The organism is Chryseobacterium sp. CS2K3, assembly GCF_059515185.1.
Genome location: NZ_JCAKRW010000003.1, coordinates 383,807 through 407,750 on the forward strand (window position 1 = coordinate 383,807; position 23,944 = coordinate 407,750).

Sequence of the window (23,944 nt, forward strand, 5' to 3'; positions counted from 1 at the left end):
AAGGTGTGAAATTCAAAATTGATGGTACTCCCTCATCAACAATAAGCGGTGGTGCCCACAGTGTAAATTTTGGAGATAAGACAGGATATGCAGGAGGTTATCACAACCATACTCCAACAGGAATACCCATGTTATCACCACCAGATATAGACCAATTATTAAGTTTTGCAAGGGCACAGCCGACTTCCAATCCTTTAAACGTAAATAATGCATTTGTTGGAATGGTTGCTCCAAATGGCATGCATTATGTTATTTGGTTTAATGGAACTTATCAGGATGCATTGACTAATTTTTCTCAAGAGCAATTGGATGAATACACCGATAGATATCAAACTAGATATGGAATGTACAAACCCTCTTCTGGAGATATGAGTAATGAAGCAATTGAGAAATTCTTTTTCAAAGCTCTCAAAGATATGGGATTAGATGGAAAAGTTAATTTACAAAGAACAGAAAATGATGGAACTGTAAAAATGGTAATTAAAAATACTGATGGAACAACAACTGCTACATCTTGTTCCTAAAATTAAAATAATTAAAAAAATAAAAAATATGAAAAATATAGCATACTTAATTCTATTAATCATTTCAATTTCCTGCAGAGCACAACAGACCTAGCCTTTTAACACCAATTTTGAAGAAATACCACAAGGTTCATATATAAAAGATTTAAACAATGAATTAAATCCTTACATAGGAGAATACAAGGCTAACTTTCAAGGAAATGAAATTAAATTATTCATAAGTAAAGAAACTATGAAATATATTAAATCATTAAAGATTTATCAAGATGTATTATCTATAAGATATATTGTAAAAAATTCTGTAGGAAACATTCTTCAAGATACACAAAATATGACTTTTCAACCTAACCAATTATTACATTCGATTTATAGTCGTGGGACATATCCAACTAAAAATGTCGTATGGTTTAATTATGGAGGAACGAACTGTAAAGTAGGTTGGGGAGCTATCGAATTAAAAAAAATAAGCTCTACACAAATTTCATGGGAATATCGACCTAACGATATGATTCTTGATAACAGTAAATGCCCACAAGGAACAGACATTAACATTTATCTTCCTGAAACAAAAGATTTGATTTTTACTAAACAGTAATTACACTCAATATCTTCAACTTAAAATGATTGGCTCTACCGCAGACAGGTAAAGCCAATCATTTTTATTTTAAGCCACTTTTAGGGATTCATCAGTATTAAACCATAGTCAAGCTTAAAACTCTATAAAAACACCCTCAGAATGGCTCAAAAACAATTCTTTTACTATAGACTACATATTTTCAGTGGAGAATCTGGAAAAAATGGCTATTAAGAATGGAGCCAAAAAGACACCAATAGAACTCTGGTTTTATCCAGAATGTGAAAACCCGTTTTTAATACATGAGTTAACTCTTTATACATAGTTTAACTACCTATATGAACAACAAGCCCCTCCCTTTGTTTTAGTTTTGGTATTACCCCCTCTTTTTGAAATCGGGCTTATCTTTGTTTTTCCGAAAAAAGATAAAATATTTTTAGTTTGGGGATTTTTCGAGAGATACAGCAGTTAGTTTTGTTCCTGAAAATTTACTGAGATAAGAAATCACTATCTTTGTTATATAAGAAATGTGGGGAAAATGTGGAGAAGAAAAACTTTAATAAAAAACAAAACCCACTGATTATCAGTAGGTTTATATTTAACTATTGCGGAGAGTGAGGGATTCGAACCCCCGGACCTGTTACAGTCAACAGTTTTCAAGACTGCCGCAATCGACCACTCTGCCAACTCTCCTCAAGTGCGACTATACCGTCGTTTTCAGTGGTGCAAATATAGAACGATTTTTAATTCCTGCAAAACTTTAGTAACATAAATTTTAACAAAACTTAATAATAGACTAGAAATCAAGGGAATTATTTTCCCAAAGTACATCACTTATCTCTGTCTGTAATTGTAATGAAGCTGTTTTTTAAAAGATCAGACGGATATACAAACTGATCACCATCTTCTCCCTTTACCACAATAGCCCCTTGCTCATCGTTCAGGCATCTGTCCAGCTGGGTTTTCATATCATTAAGTTTTCCATCGGGAACCTCAATGGTGTAGGTTCCGGTAACGTGTGTTATTTTGATGACTTTTTTTATTTCCATATTCTTTTTGATTAGTTGCTAAATGTAGGGATTTTACTTTAAGTATGAAGACATTTATTATCATGACCGGAAACCTTTTAGAAAGGATTCAAGAAACATTATAACAGATCATCAATAATAAAACTATTCGATTTGCTGTAATCAATTTTACATTTTATAATTTTTGCTCCTCACAGACCATACATTTTTTCTATATTTGTAAAAACACAGGCATCCTATGACAATGGAAAAACTAAGAACTCTAAGAAAGCAGAAAGGCTATACACCGCAACAGATTGCTGATATTATTGCAACAGATGTCTCCAACTACAGCAGAAAAGAGAATGGAGATGTAAGAATATATGATGATGAGTGGGAAAAATTGGCTAAAGCATTAGAGGTTTCAGTGGATGATATTAAAGAGGAAAGAAATGCTCAAAATAATCAGAATACTACCCTTAACGATAGCTCAAGCTTTAATGATAATGCAAGTATAAATTATAATCAGTTTTGCAATATTCCAAATTATCTATTAGAAAATCAGCAGGAATATATCAAACTTTTAAAGGAACAAATTGAGATTTTAAAAGCTGAAAATGCTAAATTAAAAAAGAAATAGTCTTTACAAAAATATACAGAAACGGCTGCCAAATGGCAGCCGTTCTTCGTTTAATACAACTAAAAAGCCACTACCCTTTTCCATAACTATCTCCCACCACTTCCATAAGTATCTGAAGGCAGTTTAATAACCCCCGATACCCCCTTACCCAAGGGGGTAAAACCACTTCAACAAGGGGCAATTTCCACTTCTGAAATGGCTGAAGCAAGTATAAAGACTACCTTCAGAGGCTTCAATAAGTGCCTAAAGACCGTTTCGTAAGTGCCGCCAGTCCCTCCATAAAGTACCAAAGAGAGCTAAAAAGCACTTATAGACTTTAGATTTTCCACTTTAAGAATATGCTATATTTGCAATATTCATCAATTAATGATGGAGAGTATAAAAACAATAACCCTATTATCTATGTTCAATCAATCATTCAAAAAATCAGCCCTTGTTGCATCTGCATTTCTTTATTCTGCTACTGCGTTTGCACAAAAATCGTCTGTTAACATACTACCATCCGGACATCTTATTGTACAGGCTGAAGTGGAAGGTAAAAAAGGAAACTTTATTTTTGATACCGGCGGCGGAGTTAATCTTTTCCTGAATAACTTCTCCAAAGACCTCAGCCAAAAGGAATCGTATAATTTCCTCACATCCTTCCGTGCTACTGGCGAAGAAATCACGGTACCCATGTTTAAATCAAAAGAGATCACTTTTAATGGTAAAAAGTTCAAAGACATCTGGTATGCTACCCACAATATGGAGATTAAGGGAATAGACGGACTTATTTCTCTACCAATGCTTTATGATACAGAGTTTATTATAGATTACACTACCAAGGAAATTGTATTTCCAAAAGAAAAATTAAGCGGAAAGAAAGTGGTAGATATTCAGCTTTCAACGAACGCAGATCAATCACTGGATATTACCACATATATTCAGGTAAATGATATCAAGATCAATGTACTGCTGGATTCCGGTGCGGGTAATGATTCTTTCTGGCTGAGTGAAAGGCTGATGAGTACTTTAGGCATAAAAAAAGAAGGGTTACAACTTATGGAGAAGAAAAGTGAATTTAATCCTGCCATTACCAGTAAATTCTATAAAGGAAGTGTAAATTCTGTTTCCAATTCATTTGCGAAAGTAGATGATCCGAACGTATTTTTTGTGGAAGGGTTAATCTATGAAGGTAAAACCAGCATCAATTGGCTCGGTAAAAAGCTTGGTTTTAATTTAAAGGAAAAGAAAATTTATATTTTGGATTAATTATTTTTCAATTATATAAAAACAAAACCTGTCCCCAAAAAAGAGACAGGTTTTTTACTTTACCGGAAGTCAGTAAGATCTTATACTTTCACATCAATGTGATTGATCCAGACTTGCTCCCGATCTTGAGTTTTGTTGAAATTCTCAAGTAAGTATTCATGGTTATAGTTTATTTTTTCGTCGAAATAGAGCTTCCCGTTGATATATACTTTTACTTTCTTTTTCAAATCCACTGCTTCCGGTGAAATATTGATTGAAAAAGATTGAATATTGGAAGTTTCAGCACGGAAAACATTATTTCTGTATTCTGCTTTTATTTTACCGGATTTCCTTGGAAAATCAAATGCATTTTTATCTACATCTTTTACCTTCAAACTGTCATTATCATCATAAGCCAGCCATTTATTGATCTTAAAGTTCAACTCTTTATGCGTTTTATAGTCCTTGCTTAGGGTATCTAATTTTATATTGGTAATCCAGTCTGCATTTCCGTATCTTTCATCATCAAATTCCCATGAAATTTCTTTTGGAAACGGATTTCTTTTTCTGTTTTTCAAATCTTTAAAAAGAATCTGATAGGCAGGCTCCGATTCATCGAACTGCGGAAACCAGTGTGGAAATCCATTATAACGGTATTCCTGGTAATCGGCAGCTATACTCTTCATCAATTTTGTAAAATCATCATTGGCATTTGGCGGATAATAATAATCTTCATCTGTAGAAAAATTGATAAAAGATCTGTTTTTAATATTCTCCACAAACGTTCCTCCGGTAAATACTTTTGGATAGGCATTAAATCCATAAAATCCTGCAAACGGTGTGGATTGTTTCATGAGATAAGAAAAAGAACCTGTTGCCCCATTAGAATGCCCCGCTACAAAAACTTTATTATCATCAATATTAATTGTCCTTTTTATCTGCTTAAGCATTTCCGGAATCATAAAAAATCCATCATCAGACAGCATCCAGTTGTATTGTTTATTCGCTCTTGGAAAAACCAGAATCACATCATTTTGATCTGCATATTTTGTGTAATACCTGTTCCATCCGCCTAAGTTCCAGTCAGCCAACTGATAATCTATCAGCTCATTATTTCTTACCGCCCCATGAAGAAAAAAGAGTAATGTATACTTCTTTTGAGGATTATAATGCTGCGGAAGATGAATAAAAAAAGAAGTCTTAGCCGAATCATTGACCTTGAATGCTATAGAATAATCACGATCTTTTTTAGATTGATATGGGTTAAAATTTCTTATTTCCTGATACAGATCTTCTGCTTTTCCTTTGTTTTTCAGTGGTTTTTTATTGATACTGAAAAATTCGTTTTCTTTTTTCTGCAATTCATTATAGAACTGTTCTTTATATTCTTTAGCCTTCTGCTTCAAGACCTTCCATCTTGGATCTGACAGTAAATTTTTATATTCCTTCTCTGCATCCTCTTCAAGAATATAATTCCAGCCTGGAAAACTGTATCCCTCTCCTTTTATTGGGGAAAGCAATGTAAGGTATTCAAAAGCCTTATTATTATTTTTAAGTTTTGAAGCGAGAATTGATGCGTTATACAGTCCTTCTCCCTCCTTATTTCCCGGATACATTCTGAATGCTTCTTCATATAGATCAAGTGCTTTTTTGTATCCTGCTTCATCTTTAGCATCATCCATTATCTCTGCCGCTTTATCTGCTAATGCTGCATAATTCTGCGCCTCTGCAAAATAACCAAACAAGATCAACAACATAGTTATACAATATCTCATCAATACAATTTATACTACAAAGCTACAAACAACGCTTCAAAAAAACTTGTAAAAATGGGACATGACCATTAATAACAAAAAAACTGCTTCGCTTAGAAACAGTTTTTTATTGATTATATTCAAACAGGCTATTCTCCTGCCGGCTCAAACAATTCTATCTTATTGCCTTCAGGGTCCATAATATGCACAAACTTCCCATATTCATAGGTAGCAATCTCATCCAGAATCGTTACTCCTTCTTTTTTTAGTTCTTCTACCAATGCTTCAATATTCTCCACATGATAATTGATCATAAAGTCTTTTTCAGAAGGTTCGAAATATTGGGTAGATTCTTTAAAAGGGCTCCATAATGTGTATCCTTTTTTATCGGAATCCATATCTTTCCAATCGAATTTTGCTCCGTATGGGCTGGTTTCTACGCCAAGATGGGTTTTGTACCAATCATTTACTTGCTCCGGATCTTTGCACTTAAAGAAGATACCTCCTATTGCCGTTACTTTTTTCATGTCTATTGCTTATTAAGTTGTATTAATGGAATATAATTTCAAATCATTTTGAAATTTCACAAATATATTAATGTTTTAACTACGCTTCCATAATGTTAATGCAAATTTTGTTGGAAATCGCAAAGGCGCAAGAGAATATTAGATACAAACCGTCTTAAGGCGCTAAGATTTTATCTACGATAAAATTGTATACTGCTAATAATAATTGCCACGGATGCACGAATAATAAATTCATTAAGCATTCATGGCAAACAATTCAGCATTATTCTTGATGAAGATCTTTGATCTTCTTGCGCCTTAAAATATACGCCATGTAGATAATTCCTCGCGCCTTTGCGTTTTCCAACAATATGATAATGATTAAAGAAGTGATACTGGGAAGCGCAAGGGTGCTATTTTTCCTTTAGACACTGTTTCTAAGGTACAAAGATTTTATATACTATAAAATTATATACTGCTAAAAATATATTTTACAAATATCTCATTATAAGCAAAGCAATCAGTAATGAAATATATTGGAAAATCGCAAAGGCGCAAGAGAATATTAGATACACACCGTTTTAAGGCGCTAAGATTTTATCTACGATAAAATTGTATACTGTTAATAATTGCCACGGATGCACGAATAATAAATTCATTAAGCATTCGTGGCAAACAAATCAGCATTATTCTTGCTGAAGATCTTTGATCTTCTTGCGCCTTAAAATATATGCAATGTAGATAAATTCCTTGCGCCTTTGCGTTTTCCAACAATATGATAATGATTAAAGAAATGATATTGGGAATCGCAAGGGTGCTATTTTTTCCTTTAGACACTGTTTTTAAGGCACAAAGATTTTATCTACCATAAAAATTATATACTGCTAAAAATATATTTTACAAATATCTCATTATAAGCAAAGCAATCAGTAATGAAATATATTGGAAAATCGCAAAGGCGCAAGAGAATATTAGATACACACCGTTTTAAGGCGCTAAGATTTTATCTACGATAAAATTCTATACTGCTAATAATTGCCACGGATGCACGAATAATAAATTCATTAAGCATTCATGGCAAACAAATCAGCATTATTCTTGCTGAAGATCTTTAATCTTCTTGCGCCTTAAAATATATGCCATGTAGATAAATCCTCGCGCCTTTGCGTTTTCCAACAATATGATAATGATTAAAGAAGTGGTGTTGGAAATCGCAAGGGCGCTATTTTTACTTTTGATACTGTTTTTAAGACGCTAAGATTTTATCTCCGATAAAATTATATACTGCTAAATATATTTTTAAATTATTATTCCTGCACATAAAATATCAAATAGCCTTATTTAAGCATAGAATAGTATCTCTATAGCAAGCGTTTAAAAGACGAACCAATATTTTAAAATTCGTGCATTAGTAGCAAAAAACATAGTAAAACATTGTTAAAATCATCTATGAAGCAAACTCAAAATATTCTTGTGTCTTTATAGTTTGCCCATAATATTCACAAGTATCCACCCAGCCTCAGCTCAAAATAAAAAAGCGCACCCTCAGGCACGCTTTCGCTGTATCGAAAAACTGAATATTAATGTAATTCAGCTAAGTATTTTTCTGCATCCATTGCTGCCATACATCCGCTTCCTGCAGCGGTAATAGCCTGTCTGTAGATATGATCCTGAACATCACCAGCAGCAAAAACTCCCGGAAGATTCGTTCTTGAAGAACCTTTTTCTGTCAAGATATATCCGTTCTCATCAAGATCTACCTGACCAACGAAGATATCAGTGTTCGGTTTGTGTCCGATAGCGATGAAGATCCCTTCAACATCTACTGTAGAGGTTTCCTGAGTTTGGTTGTTGATAATCACAGCTCTTTCTACCAAGCTGTTTTCTCCTTCAATCCCGATTAACTCATGGTGGAATTTCACTTCAATATTAGGGGTACTTTCTACTCTGTGAACCATTGCTTTTGAAGCTCTGAATACATCTTTTCTTACTAATAATGTTACTTTTCTGCATAATTTTGCAAGATAAGTAGCTTCTTCAGCAGCTGTATCTCCCGCTCCTACTACGACAACATCTTTTCCTCTGTAGAAAAACCCGTCACAGGTAGCACAAGCAGAAACTCCGCCTCCTGCGTATTTTTTTTCGTCTTCAAGACCTAAATATTTTGCTGTAGCTCCTGTAGAAATAATAACCGATTTGGCAAGGATCTCTTTGTTACCTGCATACAATTTGTGAACACCGCCTACTTCTTTAGAGAATTCAGCCTTAGTGATCATTTCGTAATGAACTTTAGTTTCAAATCTTTCTGCCTGTTTTTGCAGATCCATCATCATTTCAGGACCTGTAATCCCGGCTGGATACCCTGGAAAGTTATCTACCTCAGTAGTTGTAGTTAATTGTCCACCTGGCTCCAAACCTGTATACAATTCAGGTTTTAAGTCTGCTCTTGCTGCATAAATAGCAGCTGTGAAACCAGAAGGTCCGGATCCAACGATCACACAATCTAAAATGTTTTGCTCCATAATCTATTTGTTCAAAAAAGATTTAATTAAATTAAGACCGCTAATTTCGTAATTTTTGCCATCTTTTTAAAGTTATTTTAATGATAGTTGTCAATAAGAGATATGCGGATTGTCAATGAGGGTACGAGATGCGGGTTTCGAGGTACGGGATGCGTGTTCAGGTTTAGAACTGCTTCTTTATATGTAAGACCTATATCCCTTGTCTATCATCTATCTGTCTATTATCTATCTGTCTTAAATTCAGTATTCACTACCTTTCCACTCTAAACCCTAAAGCCTAATACTCTCCTACTCTCAAACATAAAATCAAACCTTCATTTTAATTTTATCTACGTTGATAATTTTATATACTAATTCCTTTATCAGTTCAGCTTCTCCCATATTCACAGCACCAAGCCCTTTTCCTTTCATATCAAATTCTCTTAAAATAGAAATGACTCTTGTAGCATGTTTTAAAGGATACAACCTCGCACTTTCTGCATAGTCTTTAACGAAATATGGATTTACCCCCATTTGTGAAGCAATAGTTTGTGGTGATTGCCCTGGCATGGTCTGATAAATAATGACATTGGAAAAGTAGTTGTAAAGACTTGCCAGCATCATTACAAAAGGATTATTCTTTGGATTTTTCCCCATAAAATGAGCAATCTTAAAAGCTGCATTGGCATTCTTGGTTCCCAAAGCTTTCTGAAGTTCAAAAATATTGTATTCCTTACTGATTCCGATATGATTTTCAACGATGGTTCCGTCCAGAACTTCTCCTTCTTTAAGGATAATCTTCAGTTTATTCAGTTCATTAGCAATTCTTGAAAGATCGTTCCCAAGATATTCTGCTAAAAGGTGAGAGATATTGGGAGCTGTTTTGATATTAAGCTTGATACATTCATCAGAGATCCATTTCGGAAGATTACTTTCTTTTACGGATTCACTAAGGAAAAGTAACTTTGCCTTATCCAGTGCTTTTGCTGCTTTTTTTCTGCTATCCAGCTTTTTATGTTTATGAGCAAACACCAGTACTGTGGATGGAATCGGGTTTTCTACGTAAGCTTCAAGAATTCTGTTTTCATCCTCATTGAATTTCAGATCCTGAGCTTCTTTTACAATAATCACCTGCTTATCTCCCATCATCGGAAACTGTCTCGCCAGAGAAAGAACTTCCTGATATGAAGTATCTTTTCCGTAAGTAACGGTTTGGTTAAAGGCTTTTTCATCCTCCTCCAAAAAGTTATGCTCAAGGGCTTTTACAGCGACATCAATAAAGTAGGCTTCTTCTCCGTGGAAAAAATAAATAGGTAAAACTTCTTTATTTTTAATATTTTTGAGGATTAAATCTAATTCTTTCATCTTATTAATGGAACTTCCAAAACTGAATTTTCAGGAAACTTTTGATTTTAAATTCAAGAAAGACAAAGATAAGTTTTTTATTTATGATTTGGTTCGCAAAACTTATCTTCTGCTCACTCCTGAGGAATGGGTAAGACAACATTGGATACACTATTATCTTACTGTAAAATCCTACTCCACATCGGCACTGATCACTGAAAAAAAGATCGTTCTCAACGGATTAACCAAAAGAGTTGATCTTTTAGTTACCGAAAAAACAGAACCTGTAATTTTGATTGAATGTAAAGCACCTCAGATAAAACTTACGGAAAAAACATTTGAACAGACCGCCCGATACAATTCTATTATCGGAGCCAGAGAAATTATTCTCACAAATGGTCTTCAGCATATTAATGCCTATTATGAGGATGAAAAATATGTGTTTTACAGACCGCAATAAGGAATGAAACAGATACAATAATACATATGAAAATTAAAAATATTATATTCGATTTCGGTGGAGTTTTAATGGACTGGAATCCAAGATATTTCTTTAAAGATTATTTCAAAGATGATGAAAAAATGGAATATTTTCTTGAAAATATCGCTCAGGATGAATGGAATATTGAACAGGATCGTGGAAGAAGTCTTGCAGAAGGAACAGAAATTCAGGTGAAGAAATTTCCGGAGTGGGAAAAAGAGATCAGAGCTTTCTATGATAACTGGACTGTAATGCTGAAAAGCGATATTCCTCAGAATGTTGAAATTCTCAGAAAATTAAAAAATACTGATTATCACTTATTTGGATTAACCAACTGGTCTGCGGAAACTTTCCCTTATGCCTTAGAAAATTATGATTTCTTTCAGATTTTTGATGGAAAAATTGTGGTTTCAGGAGTAGAAAAACTGATTAAGCCAGATCCTAAAATATGGCATGTTTTATTAGAAAGATATAATATTCAGGCAAACGAATCTGTTTTCATCGATGATAATTCGAAGAATATTGAAATGGCAAAATCACTTGGGTTCAATACAATTCATGTTTTACAGGATACTGATCTGAAGCAGGAACTTGCAAATCTGGGAGTAGAAATCTAAATATTTCCTAATAATATATTTAAAATCCTCAATTAAGTTATTTTCATTAATTTAGTTGAGGATTTTCTATGAATATGAAAAAAGCCTTATTGTTATTATTCTTTACGACAGTTTATCTCCAAGCTCAAAAAATTGAAAATCAGGAAGCATACAAGAAATGCCGTAAAGAATTCAATAAAAAAACCTGTCTTTCGGATGAGGATAAGGACCATGTATTATTTTATCTTGATCAATGCCCTACAGAGGCTGGTTCTACAGAAAATCATGGCTGCCCATTTCCGGATAAAGACAAAGACGGCGTACCGGATTATGAAGATCAGTGTCCTGAAATTGCAGGCATAGAGGAAAACTACGGCTGCCCTGAAACAATCAAAAAAAATTGTGCTTATTTCAGGAAAAAAGATGAAGAAGCTTTTGAAAAGTTTAAGGTTGACAACGAAAATATTGAAAACATTTATAACCTTATCAATAAGAACATTTTAAATGATGTATCCAAAGAACAATTGTATAAAAGTTTTCTCTATGTTTATTTTATAGATAATGGTCCAATGGATGAAGTTGTAACCAAAGGATGTTCCAGTGATTTCAGCGTGAATGAATACAACTTTCTCATTACCAGATTCTGGAACAAAAGTGCAATTGAAAATCTTTTCGAAAAGTATAAAAGTAGTGTATATATTTCTTCAAAAATACCCAAATCAATGGTCAAGGATTATGAAGCGGTACTTGCTCCTGAATTGTTCTCCTACCTGATGAGCCACTATGATTATGAAGACAGCCGGGGAAGAATAAAACTAAAATCAGCAAAGAGAGAAAAAGAAACCTCTCCTGTTATTATACGGGTCACTTTTCCCAAACATCACCAAATAAAAATTGAATACCTCGACAAAATAAAAAAATATGAATACAACAATCAAAAATGGGAACTTACTCAATAAGCATTTTCTTAAATCAAGCTTATTAACCACATTTCTCATGGCTTCAGGCACATTTTTCAGTCAAAATCTTAAAACAGTTTCCTATCAGGACGGTTCCCAGAAACTGAATGGCTTAGTAACTTCCAATGCAGGAAAAAAGCTTCCCGGAGTTTTGATTCTTCCCGCCTGGAAAGGTATTGATGAGGAAGCTAAAACCGCAGCTCTTGAACTTGAAAAACAGGGATATATTGCTTTTATTGCAGACATTTACGGTGAAGGAAAGATTCCTGCCAATAATGAAGAAGCAGCCAAGAGTTCAGGATACTACAAACAGAATTATAAGGAATATCAACAACGAATTTCTCTTGCTTTGGAACAATTGAAGAAAAATGGTGCAGTTCCCGGTAAAACAGCCGTTATCGGATATTGCTTTGGCGGAACAGGAGCTTTAGAGTCAGCAAGAGGGAATTTACCTGTTGCAGGGGTGGTTTCTATTCATGGAAGTCTGGGAAGAGATCAAAGCAGAAAAAATGAAAAATTGAGTCCTAAAATTCTGGTTGAAAACCCGGCTGATGACAAGAGTGTAACACCGGAAGACTACAGTAACCTCATCAAAGAAATGAATGATGGAAATGCAGACTGGCAAATCATCACTTATGCTCATTCAAAGCATACCTTTACAGATCCTAAATCACCGGATTATAATGAAGTAATGGCAAAAAGAGCCTGGAATCATACATTGATGTTCCTGAAAGAAATATTGAAATAATGTTTTATTTAATGAAACAATCTAACAGTTTAACAATGTACCAATTTCAATCAATTATTGGTACATTGTTATTTTGATCATTAATCAGAATTATTTTGCTTCCAGTTCAGCATTATATGCTTTTGGAGAATATTTAGTTAAAGAACCTGTAGCAGCATCAATTCCTACACCGATAGCCCCTCCCAGAAGGATATTCAGCAATGTCACCGGATTGAAGTTCTTAGTAAGTTTCACCTCCTGATCGTTAAAACCTTCTTTCTTAAAAGTTACGGTCTGTTTGCTCAGTGATCTTGAAATAGGAGTAACACAAGGAGTAACACATTTTTCAATTCCTTTGTGAAATACTGTAGCTCCTTCCGGAGTTGAGTTGAAAGTGATCTTATCACTGGTTCCTGTAAAAATAGTAGCACACGAGGTTGTAGAAAGTGTGATTCCAATTAATAATACAATTGATAACTTGTTTTTCATATATTTTAATAAAAGTTCAAACGGTAATAGTTTTCAGCGCGCGAACTTACAAAATAATTTAAAAACGAAAGACAATCTTTTCTGATATTATCATGCGTAATATTTAACTGGCTGATTCTCCAATCTTATTTTTTAAAGATTTTATAACCATTTTATTTTAAAAACAAAAAATAACCTTATTTCTAAGATTATTTTTTATTTATATCGTTAAAGTATTATCCATAATTGGAGCCTCTAGTCCACTCCTTCCACTTCTCTGTTCACTAATTCCATTGAAAATGCAGGAAGACAGATCGCAAGGTATTCACAAGCTTCCGAAAACGGGTTGCTGTAACGGATTCTTGCTCCTTTTTCGATAAGAATACTTTGTCCTTTCTCTAAAACCACAATCTCCCCGTCTATTTCAAACTGTTTTTTACCTGAAATAATATAAGTGAATTCATCAAATTCCGGTGTCTGATGCGGCTCACTCCAATCCGGAGGTGCTACCATATGAGCAATGGAAACATTTGAATTCCCTGTAGAGTTTCCCCAATGTTCTTCAATCAGTTTCCCATCAGTAGTAGGAACTACGAACGGAGATTGCTGAATTTTATATTTTTTCATATCCAATTTTCTTTTTTGATCTCGTATACAAAATTTGTTCTGGTAGGTTCTGCAAAATAGGCAACTTCCTCTTCTGCTATTTTTTCACCTCCTAATCTTTCTAACGCCTTCTGGGAACGAAAGTTTTCTTTCCCGATATGAAAGTGAACCTTATCTACAAACTGAAAGATATAATCCAGCATCAGTTTTTTTACTTGGGGATTAATTCCTTTGCCCCAGGACTTTGTTCCGTAGAAAGTATATCCTATGAAAATATGGTTATCATCCTGATCAAAGTCGTAATAACGGCTGCTTCCCAATACATCACCGGTAGATTTTTCAATGATTTTAAAAGCGCCTTTGCTTTCTATAGCACCTCTGAAAAAGTTTTCAAAAATTTCTCTTTGATAACGGTCTTTGTTAGGATGCTGCTCCCATACCTTAGGATCGGAAGCCACTTCATATAAAGATTCAAAATCCCCTTGCTGTAAGGGGATTAATTGAAATTCTTCATTTTCTAAAACAGGTTGAACAGAGAAATTCATTTCTTAGCCCTTTTTGTTAGAATCTGATTCTATTCTCTGGATTTCTTTCAGCTTATCAGAAATCTTGATTACGGTATCTAATTTTGCTGGTTTCAACGGAATCTCAGCCTGATTCATATCCCATTTGATCACAAGATTTCCTGTGTTTTCATCTGTTGGGTTAAGGGTGATTTCAAACCATTCCTGTTTGTCTGCCAGTTTATTTACCGGCACAGTAACATCAACAACATCTTGTTTAGGATCATAGGTATAAGCTCCCCACTGTTGGAAATCTTTATTCAGAATAATTTTCCATTCTTTTTCTGTAGGAACGATAAATAATCCATAAGTACCTGCCGGAACATTTTTCCCGCCAAAATTAACGGTCTGTCCGAATGTAATTTTTGTAGAAGAGTTAGCTCCTGCTCTCCAAACCTGACCGTAAGGAACCAGTTCTCCAAAAATCTTACGTCCTTTTACTCCAGGTCTTCCGTAGTCAATGGAAATTTTAGACATAGAAAACTGCTGCTCTACTTTCTGACGCGGGCTCACAGCCGGTACGGAATAATCCTGTGCTAAAGCAAACCCTGAAACTGAAATGCAAACTGCTATTAATAACTTTTTCACGTGTAAATTTTTGTTTAAAATTACGAAAATCAAAATAAAATAGCTTTCTCTAGCTCCAATAATTTTTGTTTTCTCCAGATTCCTCCTGCATAGCCCACCAATTCTCCACTGGAGCCAATAACACGATGACAAGGAATCAGAATAGCAATTTTATTGATTCCATTAGCCGTTCCTACAGCTCTTATAGCTTTTGGATTTCCTAAAAATTCGGACTGTTGTTTATAGGTTCTGGTTTCTCCCATGGGAATTTCACGGAGCAGCTGCCATACTTTTTCCTGGAATTCTGTTCCGGTTGTAAATAAAGGAATATCAAACTGCATTCTTGTTCCATCGAAGTATTCTCTCAGTTCTTCTTCTAATTGCTGAAAATGAATGTGTTCTTTTTCTACTATTTCAGCTTTTAAAGCTTTTGACAACGTTTTGAATTGTTTTTCAATATTCTTCCTGTCTGTAAATTCAAGCAGACAGATTCCCTGGTCTACAGCGCATGCTATCATTTCTCCCAATGGAGTTTGTATTGTTTTTTGGTAGATGATTTCCATTAGTTTAAAATTACTCTTTTTTTGGAATTCATGTATTGAATTTTATATATTCTTTAAAACCTGATCAGCCTGAACGATATGTCTCTCATTATGATAAATCACAAACCGAAAGGTATCTCCCAGCTTTAAAGTGATCAGTTTTGAGATACTGATTGATGTTTTTGTTTTTTCGAGATCAATTTGTTCTGCTTTATTTAATAATTCAAGCCATTGATTCTGCTGCTGAATAAATTTTTTCACTATTTCTTTATCCAATTGGCTATGGATGGGATTCATTGCTTTAAGAGTTTTCATTTTATTGAGTTTCTCTTTTGGAAGCATACTTTTTGCAAAATAGTTCCCCAGAATTCCGGGTTTGAAATCTGATTTGAATGAAGTTTTGGAGGAAGAGATTCTTTGGGTAATTTCCGGAATGTAAAAGTCTCCGTAGCGATTCAAATGTTCGAGACATTCCAATACACTCCAACTGTCTGCGGAAGGTCTGAAATTCAATTCATTTTCAGGTTTGAGCAAAAGTGTTCCGGCATATTGTAAATGATTTCCAGTTCTGTTTTTTAAGTCATTTAACAATTGTATGGTTGAAATTTTCATTGCTGTTTTTTGACAAATTTCCGAATCATTTTGTTCTTAAATATTGATTGAACTCAAGATTTTTTAAGTCTTGAAAGGGTTTCTGGTGACATTCTCAGATAATTGGCAATATATTTATTGGGAACTTCCTGAAATAGCTTCGGACTTCGTTTCAATACACGTTCAAAACGCTCTGAAGGGGCATTGATCAATAAGTCTTTTTCTCTTTCCAATTGCTGTAATACCAAATCTTCCAGAATCTTCATCCAGAATTTCATGTTTTCTTCACTGGCATTGATAAATTCATAGAAATCTTTTTTTTCGGCTGTTTTCACTTTAGTCTTTTTAATCGCCTGAATGGAAAGATCGGAAGGTTTTCCGGAGAGAAATGAGTCCAGAGAAACGATAATATTTCCCGTGTAGCCAAAACGAATGATTCTTTCTTCACTCTCATCGGTCATGAAAATTCTTACACTTCCTTTTTCTATAAAATAGATATGAGTATCTGTACTTCCCGGAATCTTCAGAAATTCATTTCGGCTGAATTCTTTTTCTTCCCAAGAGATTCTGCTTTGAAGTAAATTTTCAACCATTTCATTTTTTTTTGGTGTTCCAAAGATAATGGGTAATTTTAAAGGTTTAAACACCAATCACGAATAATGCTCAAAAAAATCATTTTCATATATCTGCTGTCTGCAGGATTCTTCATTGCAAAGTCTCAGCAAACCATTCCTTTTCGGGTTACAAAATCTAATAATATCATTGTAAAAACGCTTGTCAACAAAAAAGATTCATTGCATCTCATGTTTCAGATTGCAATGAAAGATGGTGCTATTTCACCTGACAAACAGCGCAATACAGATCATATAATCTTTAATAAAGAGGAAATAAGTAATGATAACACGATTGATATTGGAAACCTGAGCTGGAAAAATATCAGTTTTACAGATCATCAGTTGGCAGGACCTGAGGCAGACGGCAAAATCGGAACAGTACTTTTTGAAGGTAAAACTTTTAAAATTGATTATGACAACAATCAATTTGTGATCTATGATGAAAAGCAGCCGGATTTAAAAGGATTCCAACCGATTCATATTATAATGAGTCATGAGGCTTTTTATATTTCGGCAGATAATGTGGTAGACGGCGTTCGGCAGCAGGAAGCTTATTTTGCTCTTCAATCCGGTTATTCAGGAGGAATTTTATACAGTAATGATTTTACGGAAAAGCAACAATTGGATAAGAAATTAAAAGTTCTGGGAGAAAAAACACTTAAAAATTCAAGAGGCGAAAGTCTGATTACGAAGCAGGCTGTTCTTCCTTTTTTCAAGCTTGATCGTTTTGTTTTTAAGGATCTTTCCATAGGATTTTTTGCAGGCGATCTTAAAACTCAGAATGTAAGTTATTTTGGGGCAGACATGCTTCGCAGATTCATCTGGATCTTTGATTCTAAAAGAAATATAGCGTACATTAAGCCCAGTAAATACTATTCGGAACCTTATTATAAAATATAATTCAACAGCAAAATTCAAATATTCTTAAATAATGAAGATTAATACAGCCATAGCGCTTTTATTTTTGCCGCTGGTAATTATCAGTTGTAAAAAAGATGAAAAAAAACCGGTTCAGGATCAGCCAACAATTACAAAAGATTCTGTACAGACGGTAAAAACGGAAGAGGAAATAGATTTTAAGAATTTCAATGTTTTCAACATTTCTACGATACAGCGTAACGAACTTATGGATTCTTTCATCTCTGTATCTGATGTTTATCGTGATGAACAGGCTATTCCGACAGAATTTCTAAAAAAACAGAAGGAAGTTCCTTTTTCCAATATGGGATATGTAGAACTGGATAATCAATACAGAAAAAAAGTGCTTAGCGGAAGCCATATTGCTGAAAGTGACACATTATATCTTTACAACTACGGCGCGAATAAGCTGCAAAAAATCCCCGTCAATAAACTGAAAACGGTGGCTTATCTTTCCCCATACACTACAGAAGGAGAAGAAATTGATTCTGATTCTTATATGGTAGGATTCCAGATTGATAATCAGAAAAGTATGGATATTTTCGACAAATATTCAAATGCTTTAGCCTATTTTGGAAATAAAAACCCTTTTGTAGAAAACAAAATGAAAATGATCAAATGGGAAAAAGCAGGTATTGATGTTCAGAAAAAATATTTCTCAGGATCAAAGCTTAAATATGGCGGCATCTATCAATCCAAATATGATAATCTGACCTACTATGTACAGGATCTTCTTGAAGAATACGGAACACAGGAACGTAAATTGGTGGTCATTAATGATCGCAATGAAAAAGTATTTGAAAAAACATTTGTAAATGATGATGGCATAGAATTTTATCCGCTTGAAAAAACGGAAAATGATGATGCTCATAATTATGCCCAATGGACAGGTATTCTATTTAAAGGAAAGGCTCCTGTGGTTTTTAATTTTTCATCTCCGTCTTTTGGCTGCCCAATGATTACCTTTATAGATAAGGATAAAACGGAACTTGAAATAAAGTGTGATAACAGACATTAAAATCAGTAGATATTTTAAATATTAAAAAGCAAGCCTGTGATTGTATAGGTTTGCTTTTTATTTTTATAAGGACAATTTTTGAGATCAGATAAAAAACGGGGCATTGAACATTCATCAACACCCCTATTTTCATCCTTTTTATTATATATCAATTATTTAACCTTAGGATACAGTTTATTTTTCAGATTCAAGAAATAAGCTTCAGGTTCTTTGAAATCATTGCCTTTCATAAACTTAAGCACTACATTCAGATAGGATTCTGATGGCAAGAATTCTTTTCCCATTTTCCTGGAAAATTGCTTGTAATCTTCTTCCAACAGCCCTGGATTTTTTGCCAGTTGCTTAATATCTGTTCTAAAACCTTTGAATATAAATTTTAAAGCTTCATAATTTCCCGGATAAGATACTGTTCCGTGAACTTCTCCTGGGAAAAAGGTGTGTTTGTAATTCAGGGAACCGTTTTTTTCTACTATTCCTTTGAATTCTTCTATTGCCTGTGTCATGTCTGAATTCCAGTTTTTCTGCTTTTCTTCGTTATCTGCCTGGGAAACATACAACATTTTATTCGCCGGAAATTTTTTATTTTTTTCCAGATATTCCTTAGTTCTTGTAATGGTCAATTTATTATCCCACCATAAGCTTGGGTCATTTGCAACATAGGCATTGAAGTAATCCGGATGCATCAGAAAAGTGTTAATGGCAAATAATCCTCCGAAAGAGTGTCCTACCAATACTGAATAATCCTGAGTTCTGTAGTTTTTATTGATAAAAGGTTTCAGTTCTTCCTGTAAAAATTTCACAAAGTTTTCACTGCCTCCGCTATCAGAAAAAAGGGTTACTTCGGGATTTACAGGGCTTTTCTTTTGTGACTTTGTAGGGGTTAGATCTCTTGTTCGTTCTGTATTCTTAATACCTACAACAATGCATTCCGGGATGTCTGCATAAGGAGTTCTGGCGATAAAATCACACAGTCCTGTATAATATTCAAAGTTGATTTCTCCGTCTAAAAGATAAATTACCGGATATTTTGCAGGGTTGATTTCCTGATCGTTATAGGTTTTCGGAAGATGGACCCATATTTCTCTGTTTTCGTGTAAAACTTTAGAAAATACATTATGCTTCTCTCCTATGGTTACTTTTTCCTGAGCTTTTCCAGGAGTAAAAAATGAAAATGCTGATAAAAGTACAATTTTAAACCAATTCTTCATGGTGTGATTCTTTTCTATGTTGATGAATATTTTTAATTTCTCTGTTCTTTTTTGGTGATTTATTTTTTCTTCCCCACCAGATCAAAAATCCGGTAACTGGTAAACTGGTACAGATAATTCCGATTATGAAAGTGAAAATTTTCCCGAACATTCCGCCCCAATATCCCACGTGCAGGTCAAAGTTCATATGTTCAATCACTTCGTGCATCAGGACTTCTTTTGGATAATTGATCTCATCACCGGTATATTTATTGACTTCTTTACTTTTCCCGTCAATAATACTTTTCAATCCGATAAATTTGGCAGCCACTACATTGTAAACCGTCGCAGAATCTTTCCTAGGAATGCTCATTCTAATCTGTTTAGCCTCTGGAATTTCTTTAAACCCTCTATCAATAAAGTCTGTAAAGGATAGTGCTTTTTTATCGGGATCATATTTTGGATCATATTTCTCAGCGATCTTATGGGCATCCGGAACTCCTCCAAACGCAGTCTGGGTAAGATCTGTTAATACCTTATATGCCATGATTAATCCTGTAATGGTAATAAAGACAGCCGGAAGCAATGAATAAAACCCAAAGACATTATGAAAATCGTAATTTTTTCTTCTCCATTTTGTTCCGGATTTGATTTTAAATGCAGTAGTTCTTGTTGTTTTGTTCCATTTCTTGGGCCACCAAAGAATCAATCCCCCAATTAATTGAATAAAAAAGATAATGGATGCTATTCCCACCACTGTTTTCCCGAATTTACCTGCCAGCAATTGAGCATGAATATGTGCAACAACATAAAAGAATTCATAGCTCTTTGTAGATCCGGTTATTGTTCCGGTATAAGGATCAAGATAATGATAGGCAAAAACGCCTCTTGGACCACGACCTTTTCCTTTCGGTTTTTCTGCTTTCTCTGCATTTTTATCTTTGGGAGGCTGGCTTGCTGATGCTACACGGAAAGTTCTATTTGCTTCTTTGTAGGTATCAAAATAAAAAGCTTTTCTATCCGGAACCTGTTCATGAAATTTAACAAGTAATTCTTCAGGCGTCATTTTTTTTGCATGCAACGGAACCTGAATATATTTTGCATTTCCTGCACAGAGGTCTACAATCTCGTCACAAAACACAAACACGGTTCCTGAAAGGGTTACGGTAAGTACAATGATTCCTGAGACAAGTCCCAGCCATAGATGGAGCCAGCCTGTAATTCTTTTGGTCAGGGATTTTCCCTGTTTTTTCTTGGGGTTAGTTTTTTTATTTTCCATATCTGAATCTGAAGATTGCTTTTATGATTGTTGGAAAACGCAAAGGCGCGAAGAAATAAAAATAACATGCTGTTTTAAGGCGCTAGCAAATCAAAGATTTTTTTTTATAAGATTCAAGTTCTACACAATCATCTGTTTTTTTGCCTAATGCACTAATAAATAATTCGTGAATTCGTGGCTAAAAATAGCTTGTTACATTATATTCTCTGTCTTTATGTTTTCCAACAGCTATTTTTGTTTTTAAGGTTATTAGAAATTGCTACTGATCTTGATTTTTAATAAAATTAAATTTCTCAATTATCTGCGTAACCTTTGATTTCAACGTGAATGATTTTTTTTTTTGCCACGAATGCACTAATAAATAATTCGTGAATTCGTGGCAAAAAATAGCTTGTTACATTATATTCTCTGTCTTTATGTTTTCCAACAGCTATTTTTTGTTTTTAAGGTTATTAGAATTTAAATGCAAAATTTGCAAGAATTTCTCTTGGTTTCTGTGGCTGTCCGTAGAAGTTCCAATAGGTTTGATTCAAAGCATTATTCATTTTCAGACCTATTCTGTATTTTTTCTTATCGTAGAAAATGGTAGCTCCCACAGAGGTATAGGCAGGTGCTAAGAAATGGTTGATAATATTGATATATGCTTTATCCACAAAATTGAATCCAGCTCCGAAACCAATTCCTTCATAAGTGCCATTCATGATCTTATAACTTGTCCAGAAATTTGCCACATGCTTTGGAGTCCAGGCACTTCTTTTTCCTGCATCTATACTTCTGTCATCAAATTTATTATCATTATAACCGTATCCGGCAACGATATTCCAACCTTTAACCGGGTTTGCAACAATATCAACCTCGAAACCCTGATTTTTAATATTACCATCCTGAATATAAAGCCCGGTAATTCCTGACGGATCAGCCATTAAACGGTTTTTAATTTTCATATTGTAATAGCTTACTGTGGTTAGTAATTTTTTATTCAGTAAATCTAATTTAAACCCGGCTTCAAACTGATTTCCCTGTTCAGGCTTATATTCAATAAAAGTATTTCCATTCTTATCTCTAGGATCTCTTGTTGGAGCTACATTTTTGAAACCATTTACATAATTGGCAAAGAATGAAACTTCGTTTTTAACAATTTCATAAACCAAGCCGAATTTTGGGGCAAACTGAGTCTGGGAATATTCACCTTTTCCTTCTACACCATTGGTTACAATATTGTCATTTTTATAATGGTCCATTCTTAAACTTGCCATTACTAATAGATTATCCGTAATATTAAGTACATCAGATGCATACACACTGAATGTTCTTGATTGTGTAACATCAAAGTTGGTTGGTTTTACATTACTATTGGGATTATTGGGGATTCTTTCCAGGTTTTCCACCATGCTTCTGGAGATAGGCTGCCATGCTGAAGATTCATCCAGCTTAATGACATCATATGGAGCAAAAGCAGAGCCTTTTGTATCTTCTTTTGATGTTTTAAACATTCCATACTGATTTTTAGAAGTCTGCTGATAATAATCTAATCCCACAACCAAACGGTTTCTCAATTTTCCTATTTTAAAGTCGCCAATAAAGTTCTGCTGAATATTGTCTGTGGTAATCTTATAACTATCAAACGGACGAATTCCTCTACTCACCGTATTATTATCCAGATAGGTTAAAACAAGGAATATAGATTCATTTTCATTGGCTTCTCCTCTTTGGTAAGATGTTCTGGAAATCCATTGATCATTAAATTTATGGGTAACTTCCGCCATGGTTACAAAATTGGTTCTTTTGGAACCGATATCATTACTTGTAAAAGATCTCCCGTGAATGGCTGAAAGATCTTTCATAGAATGGAAGGTCAGGTTATCAGACTTTCTTACATAAGCGTTCAATGTTTTCTCCGGAGCATGGAATTCTGTGTCTAATGTTACTGTCGTTTTATCACTTACTTTATACAAAATACTTCCTGAAAAAAACAGTCCTTTACTGTATCCTGCATCCTGAAACGAGTCTTGGGAATAGGCAGCTACATTGAATCTTGCCAGCGCAGTTTTTTCTTTGTTTAAAGGAGTATTCACATCGGCTGTAATTCTGCTCATTCCCCAGCTTCCGGTAGTATAATTGATAATTCCACCGAAGTTTTCCTGTGGTTTCTTGGTTATTACATTCACCACTCCACCATAGTTTGCCAAAGTTCCACCAAATAGAGTTCCGGACGGTCCTTTGATTACTTCTATTCTTTCAATATTAGCAATTTCCGACTGTACTCTTGGGTTTTGGGTCAACCCGTTTCTGAAACTTGCATTGGAACTGAATCCTCTCAGAAAAATATCATTTCCACTGTCGTTGACACTATTGTTAACTACGACTCCAGGCGCTGATGCCATTGCTGTATTGAAGTCAACAGCTCCCATTTCACTGATGATTTCTTTGGGAACAAGATTGTAAACCGTCGGGTTTTCAAGATTTTCCAAGGGAAGTCTTGCTACTGATTCGGATTTCTTAGTTCTGTAATTGTGAGTTCCTTGTAGGGATACGGATTGGATCTCAGCTACTTTGAGGGTGTCACTTTGCTGTGCACTCAACATGGTTACTGCTAAAAAAGATGCAGAAATAATAGTTTTTTTCATTTTTATAATTAAGCTTAGTGTCACAAAAGTACTTTATTTTTATCGATTCTAAATAAAAATATGACACAAATCATAAAATTACATTAATAAAAAAGCCCATAAATAAAGGGTTTATGAAAAT

At 34.3% G+C, this 23,944-nt stretch carries 25 protein-coding genes and 1 tRNA gene; 10 read left to right on the plus strand and 16 right to left on the minus strand.

What is annotated here, in order from left to right; genetic code table 11:
• Positions 1-5 precede the first annotated feature (5 nt).
• Both AC5YGG_RS07050 and AC5YGG_RS07055 read left to right on the plus strand, forming a co-directional pair.
• On the plus strand, positions 6-524 hold the full coding sequence (locus AC5YGG_RS07050) for a hypothetical protein (protein ID WP_496143797.1): 519 nt from the start codon (positions 6-8) through the stop codon (positions 522-524).
• A 232-nt stretch (positions 525-756) separates the two neighbouring features.
• Positions 757-1,119, plus strand: coding sequence for a hypothetical protein (locus AC5YGG_RS07055; protein WP_496143798.1), 363 nt, complete (start codon positions 757-759; stop codon positions 1,117-1,119).
• 587 nt (positions 1,120-1,706) lie between these two features.
• On the opposite strand, the gene AC5YGG_RS07060 is transcribed toward AC5YGG_RS07055, so the two are convergent.
• Positions 1,707-1,791 (minus strand) — tRNA-Ser (locus tag AC5YGG_RS07060).
• A gap of 137 nt (positions 1,792-1,928) precedes the next feature.
• The gene (locus AC5YGG_RS07065) at positions 1,929-2,147 is read right to left on the minus strand and encodes a glyceraldehyde-3-phosphate dehydrogenase (RefSeq protein ID WP_496143799.1); all 219 of its coding nucleotides are present in this window, start codon (positions 2,145-2,147) and stop codon (positions 1,929-1,931) included.
• A 223-nt stretch (positions 2,148-2,370) separates the two neighbouring features.
• Between AC5YGG_RS07065 and AC5YGG_RS07070 the strand changes: the two genes are divergently transcribed.
• Positions 2,371-2,745 (plus strand): helix-turn-helix domain-containing protein, encoded by a 375-nt coding sequence (locus AC5YGG_RS07070; protein ID WP_496143800.1) that lies wholly within the window; start codon positions 2,371-2,373, stop codon positions 2,743-2,745.
• A 402-nt stretch (positions 2,746-3,147) separates the two neighbouring features.
• Positions 3,148-3,996 (plus strand): pepsin/retropepsin-like aspartic protease family protein, encoded by an 849-nt coding sequence (locus AC5YGG_RS07075; RefSeq protein ID WP_496143802.1) that lies wholly within the window; start codon positions 3,148-3,150, stop codon positions 3,994-3,996.
• A gap of 80 nt (positions 3,997-4,076) precedes the next feature.
• Here AC5YGG_RS07075 and AC5YGG_RS07080 read toward each other — a convergent pair whose 3' ends face one another.
• From AC5YGG_RS07080 to holA, 4 genes are all read right to left on the minus strand, one after another.
• Positions 4,077-5,750, minus strand: a complete 1,674-nt coding sequence (locus AC5YGG_RS07080) for an alpha/beta hydrolase-fold protein (protein WP_496143803.1) — start codon at positions 5,748-5,750, stop codon at positions 4,077-4,079.
• Positions 5,751-5,878: 128 nt separating this feature from the next.
• Complete coding sequence (locus AC5YGG_RS07085; protein WP_496143804.1) at positions 5,879-6,256, minus strand: VOC family protein; 378 nt, start codon at positions 6,254-6,256, stop codon at positions 5,879-5,881.
• A gap of 1,559 nt (positions 6,257-7,815) precedes the next feature.
• Positions 7,816-8,757 carry a thioredoxin-disulfide reductase gene (trxB, locus tag AC5YGG_RS07090; RefSeq protein WP_065394018.1) on the minus strand — a complete coding sequence of 314 codons (942 nt, stop codon included), beginning with the start codon at positions 8,755-8,757 and terminating at the stop codon, positions 7,816-7,818.
• A gap of 306 nt (positions 8,758-9,063) precedes the next feature.
• Positions 9,064-10,101 carry a DNA polymerase III subunit delta gene (holA, locus tag AC5YGG_RS07095; protein WP_496143805.1) on the minus strand — a complete coding sequence of 346 codons (1,038 nt, stop codon included), beginning with the start codon at positions 10,099-10,101 and terminating at the stop codon, positions 9,064-9,066.
• Between the two features lie 7 nt (positions 10,102-10,108).
• Here holA and AC5YGG_RS07100 point away from each other — a divergent pair, with 7 nt between their 5' ends.
• From AC5YGG_RS07100 to AC5YGG_RS07115, 4 genes are all read left to right on the plus strand, one after another.
• On the plus strand, positions 10,109-10,540 hold the full coding sequence (locus AC5YGG_RS07100; protein WP_496143806.1) for a type I restriction enzyme HsdR N-terminal domain-containing protein: 432 nt from the start codon (positions 10,109-10,111) through the stop codon (positions 10,538-10,540).
• Between the two features lie 26 nt (positions 10,541-10,566).
• A complete protein-coding gene (locus tag AC5YGG_RS07105; RefSeq protein ID WP_496143807.1) occupies positions 10,567-11,178 on the plus strand; it encodes an HAD family hydrolase in 612 nt (203 codons plus the stop codon).
• Between the two features lie 74 nt (positions 11,179-11,252).
• The gene (locus tag AC5YGG_RS07110) at positions 11,253-12,116 is read left to right on the plus strand and encodes a thrombospondin type 3 repeat-containing protein (RefSeq protein WP_496143809.1); all 864 of its coding nucleotides are present in this window, start codon (positions 11,253-11,255) and stop codon (positions 12,114-12,116) included.
• Positions 12,079-12,864 carry a dienelactone hydrolase family protein gene (locus AC5YGG_RS07115; RefSeq protein ID WP_496143810.1) on the plus strand — a complete coding sequence of 262 codons (786 nt, stop codon included), beginning with the start codon at positions 12,079-12,081 and terminating at the stop codon, positions 12,862-12,864. The genes AC5YGG_RS07110 and AC5YGG_RS07115 overlap by 38 nt, the downstream gene beginning before the upstream one ends.
• Positions 12,865-12,954: 90 nt before the next feature.
• Here AC5YGG_RS07115 and AC5YGG_RS07120 read toward each other — a convergent pair whose 3' ends face one another.
• The 7 genes from AC5YGG_RS07120 to AC5YGG_RS07150 form a co-directional block, all read right to left on the minus strand.
• On the minus strand, positions 12,955-13,332 hold the full coding sequence (locus tag AC5YGG_RS07120; protein ID WP_496143812.1) for a PEGA domain-containing protein: 378 nt from the start codon (positions 13,330-13,332) through the stop codon (positions 12,955-12,957).
• A gap of 234 nt (positions 13,333-13,566) precedes the next feature.
• Positions 13,567-13,938: a cupin domain-containing protein gene (locus AC5YGG_RS07125; protein ID WP_496143813.1), complete on the minus strand. Its 372-nt coding sequence runs from the start codon at positions 13,936-13,938 to the stop codon at positions 13,567-13,569.
• Positions 13,935-14,462: a GNAT family N-acetyltransferase gene (locus tag AC5YGG_RS07130; RefSeq protein ID WP_496143814.1), complete on the minus strand. Its 528-nt coding sequence runs from the start codon at positions 14,460-14,462 to the stop codon at positions 13,935-13,937. The genes AC5YGG_RS07125 and AC5YGG_RS07130 overlap by 4 nt, the downstream gene beginning before the upstream one ends.
• Before the next feature lie 3 nt (positions 14,463-14,465).
• Positions 14,466-15,068: a DUF2911 domain-containing protein gene (locus tag AC5YGG_RS07135; protein WP_496143815.1), complete on the minus strand. Its 603-nt coding sequence runs from the start codon at positions 15,066-15,068 to the stop codon at positions 14,466-14,468.
• Positions 15,069-15,097: 29 nt separating this feature from the next.
• The gene (locus AC5YGG_RS07140) at positions 15,098-15,610 is read right to left on the minus strand and encodes a methylated-DNA--[protein]-cysteine S-methyltransferase (RefSeq protein WP_496143817.1); all 513 of its coding nucleotides are present in this window, start codon (positions 15,608-15,610) and stop codon (positions 15,098-15,100) included.
• Between the two features lie 42 nt (positions 15,611-15,652).
• Positions 15,653-16,201 carry a DinB family protein gene (locus AC5YGG_RS07145; RefSeq protein ID WP_496143819.1) on the minus strand — a complete coding sequence of 183 codons (549 nt, stop codon included), beginning with the start codon at positions 16,199-16,201 and terminating at the stop codon, positions 15,653-15,655.
• Between the two features lie 53 nt (positions 16,202-16,254).
• Positions 16,255-16,773, minus strand: coding sequence for a Crp/Fnr family transcriptional regulator (locus AC5YGG_RS07150; RefSeq protein WP_496143820.1), 519 nt, complete (start codon positions 16,771-16,773; stop codon positions 16,255-16,257).
• Positions 16,774-16,839: 66 nt separating this feature from the next.
• Here AC5YGG_RS07150 and AC5YGG_RS07155 point away from each other — a divergent pair, with 66 nt between their 5' ends.
• Positions 16,840-17,694 (plus strand): hypothetical protein, encoded by an 855-nt coding sequence (locus tag AC5YGG_RS07155; protein ID WP_496143821.1) that lies wholly within the window; start codon positions 16,840-16,842, stop codon positions 17,692-17,694.
• Between the two features lie 31 nt (positions 17,695-17,725).
• A complete protein-coding gene (locus tag AC5YGG_RS07160) occupies positions 17,726-18,730 on the plus strand; it encodes a hypothetical protein (protein ID WP_496143822.1) in 1,005 nt (334 codons plus the stop codon).
• Positions 18,731-18,882: 152 nt separating this feature from the next.
• Here the strand turns inward: AC5YGG_RS07160 and AC5YGG_RS07165 are convergent, their stop codons facing one another.
• The 3 genes from AC5YGG_RS07165 to AC5YGG_RS07175 all read right to left on the minus strand — a co-directional run bounded on the left by AC5YGG_RS07165 (position 18,883) and on the right by AC5YGG_RS07175 (position 23,823).
• A complete protein-coding gene (locus AC5YGG_RS07165; protein WP_496143823.1) occupies positions 18,883-19,938 on the minus strand; it encodes an alpha/beta hydrolase in 1,056 nt (351 codons plus the stop codon).
• A complete protein-coding gene (locus AC5YGG_RS07170; RefSeq protein ID WP_496143825.1) occupies positions 19,922-21,196 on the minus strand; it encodes a PepSY-associated TM helix domain-containing protein in 1,275 nt (424 codons plus the stop codon). Before AC5YGG_RS07170 ends, AC5YGG_RS07165 begins: the two co-directional genes overlap by 17 nt.
• Positions 21,197-21,648: 452 nt before the next feature.
• Entirely contained in the window at positions 21,649-23,823 is a 2,175-nt protein-coding gene (locus AC5YGG_RS07175) for a TonB-dependent siderophore receptor (RefSeq protein WP_496143826.1), read from the minus strand.
• Positions 23,824-23,944 lie beyond the last annotated feature (121 nt).